A 5,310-nucleotide genomic window follows, 5' to 3' on the forward strand; every position below is an offset into this window, starting at 1 on the left:
AAGAGAAAAAATACTATTTATAGAAAAAGAAGAGTTTCTAAAAGGTTCTTTGATTACAAAAGAAATAGATTATTTGGGTCAAGTGAAGCATCGTCTTATGTATAATAAGAATATAATTTGTTTATCTGAAAAATACATTGACATGTTAGAAGTAAAACAAGGCGATAAACTGTTAATCTGCGAAGATGTTGGCAAACGAGTAATATTAACATATTTACTTATGTGCTTATCATCTGGAGCGACATTGAAGTTAGAAAAGAAATTTTTAGAAAATATATAAATTTAGTATCTAATATCTAGCTAAAGTTAAAATCAATACTTTCAGAAATTCCCAGTTACAAGTACTAGGAATTTCTTATAAATTTAAGACCTAAAGTCTTGTTTTCATCTTTTCAAATTCATCTTTTATCACTTGCTCGTGTGGCTCGCTAGTCATTTTATTTATCGCGTCGCCCCAGATACTGACCATGATGATGGCTAAGCTTGAGGTTAAAATGCCTGGTAAAATTTCATAAACATAGGCATTTAGCCCTGATGTTATCCAAAATATTACGGTCGCACCGCCAGCTATCATGCCAGCAAGTGCTCCAAGTGCGCTCATACGTTTCCAGTAAAGGCTAAAAAGTAGTACTGGACCAAAGCTCGCGCCAAATCCAGCCCAAGCGTTGCCAACGACGTTTAGAACGTTATCTGTAGAGATAAAGGCAAGCACTGTGGCAATTATCGCTACGACCACGACTGCATAGCGGCTGATCGCTGTTTGCGTGCTTTGGCTCACCTCTTTTTTATAAAAGGCAAAGATGAAGTCCTTGGTGACCGAGCTTGATGTGACTAAAAGCTGGCTTGAGATGGTACTCATGATCGCTGAAAGAACGGCTGAGATGATGATACCTATAAAAAATGGTGGGAAAAGTAGCTCACCAAGCTTTAAAAATACTGTCTCAGGATCACTTAGTCCGCCTCTTTGGCTAAAGTAGACAAAGCCGATAAGTCCGCTCATAATTGCACCAAGTAGGCCGATCGTCATCCAGCCAATGCCGATCCTTCTTGCCTTTGCAAGCTCTTTTGAGTCACGTATCGCCATAAATCTAACTATGATATGTGGTTGCCCAAAGTAGCCAAAGCCCCAAGCTAGAAGGCCCAAAATACCCCAGAAAGTCTGATCTCTAAATGGATTTAGGTGATTTGCATCAAGCCTGCTTATCTCTTTTATCAAATTTGTATCGCTTGGCAGGTCTAAATTTAGATATGCCACGACTGGGATCGAAACTAGGACACAAAACATCAAAAGACCCTGAAATGCGTCAGTTATGCTAACAGCCTTAAATCCACCAAAAAATGTGTAAAAAACCACGATTATGAGCGTAAAGACCGCTCCGTATACGAATTTTAAGCCAAAAAAGCTCTCAAAAGTCTTGCCTCCAGCGATGATACCACTACTTACGTAAAGCGTGAAAAATATCAATATGATAAGACCTGAGATGATCCTTAAAATTTTCGTCCTGTCTTTAAAGCGGTTTTCTAAAAAGTCTGGTATCGTGATGCTATCGCTAGCGACCTCAGTATAGACCCTAAGCCTTTTTGCTAGAAATAAGTAATTGCAGTACGCTCCCACGATAAGACCAGCTATCATCCAGACATTTGCCACGCCAGTTGCGTATAAGGCCCCGGGCACGCCAAGTAGCATCCAACCACTCATATCAGAGGCGCCAGCACTAAGTGCGGTGACGACTGGACCCATTTGACGGTTATCCAGCAGGTATTGGTTCATGCTTGCATTTTTATCGTAGAAATATCTTCCGATAAAGAGCAAAAAGCCAAAATAGATGGCGATGGCTATATAAGACCCAAAGCTCATAAAATTCCTTTCAAATAAAATAAAACGGTTATGTTATTACAAAAATATTTAAATTTCAATGAGCGGGCTCGTTCCTTAAAAATTTTTAAGCAAAATGATATATATTTTTTCGTATCATTTAAGGCTACATTTTAAAGAAAAGGACGAAGTTGAAGGCTCAAAATTTAGCTAAATTTCTGTTTTTTATAACAATCGTCTCATTGGGCGCATATTTTTTCTACCCAAGGGAGCTTAGCGATGCTCAAGAGCTCGCATACATCAAGAGCTACGGAGTAACACTAGGGCTTACTATTGGTGGTGTCGTCATAGGTATTACGCTTGGATTTATCTTGGCGTTTATTAAATTTTTAAACATCAAAGTTATAAATTTTATAATAGACGAATACATCGACATCTTGCGTGGAACGCCTGTAATACTTCAACTTCTAATATTTTCAGTGGTCATTTTCGCCACTTGGAGCGACAACTTCTATGTCGCCGTGATCGCACTTGGACTAAATAGCTCGGCATACGTCGCTGAGATCGTAAGAAGCGGCATAAATAGCGTTGATAAAGGCCAGATGGAGGCAGCACGCGCGATGGGTCTAAACTACTACGTTTCTATGCGTGAGGTGGTTTTTCCACAGGCTACAAAAAACATCTTGCCAGCGCTTGCAAACGAATTTATCTCACTTTTTAAAGAAACTTCAGTCGTTGGCTACATAAGTGTTGTTGATATCACGATGCAAAGTAAGAGCTTGCAGGCAGTGTTTTACAGCCCAGAGCCAGTCATTTTTACAGGCATCGTTTACTACGTGAGCGTTAAATTTTTCACCTTCTTGGTGAAGCTACTTGAGAGGAGACTAAATCGCCATGATTGAGATTAAAAATTTAAATAAAAGCTATGGCGATCTACTCGTTTTAAACGATATTAGCGTAAATATCAAAAAAGGTGAGGTTATAGCGATAATCGGCCCAAGTGGTGGTGGCAAAAGTACATTTTTGCGCTGCATAAACCGCCTTGAAGAGCCAGATAGCGGACATATCAAGATAAACGGCGAAGATATCTTGGATAAAAAATCAGACATAAATAAAATTCGCCAAAAAGTGAGCATGGTGTTTCAGCACTTTAACCTTTTTGCAAACAAAAACGTCTTGCAAAATTTGACTCTAGCTCCGATAAAAGCTGGGATCTTAGACAAAGAGAGTGCTGAGAGGAGGGCAGATGAACTGCTAAAGAGTGTTGGGCTAAGCGATAAGAAATTTGCCTACCCGCACAAGCTCTCAGGCGGTCAAAAGCAGCGTATCGCGATCGCTAGAAGCCTAGCTATGGATCCAGAGGTGATACTATTTGACGAGCCAACAAGTGCGCTCGATCCTGAGATGATCGGCGAGGTGCTTGATATCATGAAAGATGTTGCAGCCAAGGGCATAACGATGCTTGTGGTGACTCATGAGATGGGCTTTGCAAGAAATGTGGCAAATAGAATTTTCTTTATGGACAAAGGCAAGATAGTAGTTGATGACACACCAAAAAATGTCTTCACAAATCCGCAGCACGAGCGTCTGCGAGAGTTTTTAGGTAAAATTTTAAATCACTAATAAGGAGAAAAATGAAAAATTTATTAAAAGTTCTAGCATTAGGGTTAGTTATGTTTTTTATAGGTTGTGGCGATGATAGTGGCAAAAAAGCCACTGCAAATGCGCCAGAAGCTAGCAAAGAGATAGTTTATAAGGTGGGTTCAAGCGCTGATTACCCTCCGTTTGAGTATCTTGATGATAAAAATCAAATCGTTGGTTTTGAGATCGATCTTCTAAATGAGATCACTAAAAAAACTGGGATCAAATTTGACGTTGCAAATATGAGTTTTGATGGGCTAATACCAGCTTTAAAAACGGGCAAGATCGATATCGCTATAAGCGGCATGAGTGCGACTGACGAGAGAAGAAAGTCTGTTGATTTTACTAAGCCATATTATTTCTCAGAGAATTTATTTATCCGCAAAAAAGGCTCAGACGTAAATAAAGACAATCTTAAAGATAGGAAAATTTCAGCTCAAGTTGGCACGCTTCAAGAAGAGGCAGCTAAAAATATCACAACTCAGTCAATCCCAGCTGAAAACGTAGCAGCAGCTATAATGTCACTAAATGCCGGCAAAATCGATGTTGTGCTTACTGATAGCCCAATAGGTGTTGAGTTTTTGAAACAAAATCCAGACTTAGAGGAGTTTTTAAGACTTCCTGACGGCACAGAGGGCTTTGCGATGGCATTTGATAAGGGTAAACACACCGATCTTATCAAAAAGATAGACGCCACGATCGAAGAGCTACAAAAATCTGGCGAATTTGACAAAATGCTCGCTAAATACGACCTTAAAAAATAAATCCTAATATAAATTTGCAAGAGGCAAGATGCTTCTTGCAAAAAATCTCACAAATTTCTAATTTATAAAATTAAATATTATTTAAATATATTGTAATAAAATTGTCAATTTGATTTAAGGAGAATGTAATGAAATCACTCAGGATGAGAACGGCACTTGTGCTAAGTGTCATGCTTTTGGTTTGTGTTAGTGTGGTTGGTCTTGTGACCTATAACATGGCTAAAAATTTATATACCGACAGGGTCGAAAGTAAAGAATTCCCACTTGCTGTCAATGAAGTTGGTTATAAAATAGAATCTTACATCGATAAGATAATCGACGCTTCTTATCAAATAACTCAAAATAGCTTTTTAATAGACTGGGTCAAAAATGGCGAGGACGAGCACGGCAGAAAGGTCTTGTTTGACTATTTTCAAACTCTTGCTAAAAATTTAAAGCTAGATACGATAATGTTTGGCTCAGATAGAACCCTAAACTACTACGTCGAAGATAAAATTTTAAAGGTCATTAACCCAGAAAATGACAAGTGGTACTACGCCTTAAAAGATGGCAGCAGCCCAAGCCTGATCGACATCAACAAGGCTGAAGACGGCAGTGGCAAGATAATGATGTATATAAACTACAAAGTTCAAAAAGATGATAAATTTTATGGTATCGCAGCGACTGGCGTAAATTTAAGCGAGATAGTAAATTTTGTCCAGTCACAAAAGATAGGTCGCGGCGGTAAATTTCTACTAGTTGATGAAAAAGGCGACATCAAGATCGGCAAAGATGCAAGTGGCAATCTAAAAGATATAGTAGGCGATGCAAATCTTAAAAAGCTAATCAACGAAAATGGCAGCTACATATCGCTAGATAAAGATGGCAAAAATTTATTGATCGGCTCAAAATATATCAAAAGTATGGGCTGGTATCTTATCGGCGAGCTTGACAAAGATGAGCTTTTAGAGGATCTAAACTCACTTGCTTATGCGTCTGTTGGAGTGCTTGTAGTGGTACTTATTTTAGGACTATTGCTCTCACTTTACCTATCTTCTTATCTCCTAAAAATCATCCTCAAACTAAAAACAGGCCTACTATCTTTCTTTG

6 protein-coding genes are annotated in these 5,310 nt (G+C 38.7%); 5 read left to right on the plus strand and 1 reads right to left on the minus strand.

Going from position 1 to position 5,310, the window contains the following annotated elements:
- A partial coding sequence (locus tag Q0296_RS01430; protein WP_298035826.1) for a hypothetical protein occupies window positions 1-280 on the plus strand: 280 nt, incomplete at its 5' end.
- Between the two features lie 90 nt (window positions 281-370).
- Here the strand turns inward: Q0296_RS01430 and putP are convergent.
- Window positions 371-1,858 (minus strand): sodium/proline symporter PutP, encoded by a 1,488-nt coding sequence (gene putP / locus Q0296_RS01435; protein WP_298035827.1) that lies wholly within the window; start codon window positions 1,856-1,858, stop codon window positions 371-373.
- A 149-nt stretch (window positions 1,859-2,007) separates the two neighbouring features.
- On the opposite strand from putP, the gene Q0296_RS01440 reads away from it, so the two are divergent.
- From Q0296_RS01440 to Q0296_RS01455, 4 genes are all read left to right on the plus strand, one after another.
- A complete protein-coding gene (locus Q0296_RS01440) occupies window positions 2,008-2,718 on the plus strand; it encodes an amino acid ABC transporter permease (protein ID WP_298035829.1) in 711 nt (236 codons plus the stop codon).
- Entirely contained in the window at window positions 2,711-3,439 is a 729-nt protein-coding gene (locus tag Q0296_RS01445; RefSeq protein ID WP_298035830.1) for an amino acid ABC transporter ATP-binding protein, read from the plus strand. Before Q0296_RS01440 ends, Q0296_RS01445 begins: the two co-directional genes overlap by 8 nt.
- Window positions 3,440-3,450: 11 nt before the next feature.
- Window positions 3,451-4,221, plus strand: a complete 771-nt coding sequence (locus Q0296_RS01450; protein ID WP_298035832.1) for a transporter substrate-binding domain-containing protein — start codon at window positions 3,451-3,453, stop codon at window positions 4,219-4,221.
- Window positions 4,222-4,349: 128 nt separating this feature from the next.
- Window positions 4,350-5,310 (plus strand): cache domain-containing protein (locus tag Q0296_RS01455; protein ID WP_298035834.1); only part of this gene is annotated, 961 nt, incomplete at its 3' end.

This window comes from uncultured Campylobacter sp. (assembly GCF_937890585.1).
GTDB lineage: Bacteria > Campylobacterota > Campylobacteria > Campylobacterales > Campylobacteraceae > Campylobacter_A.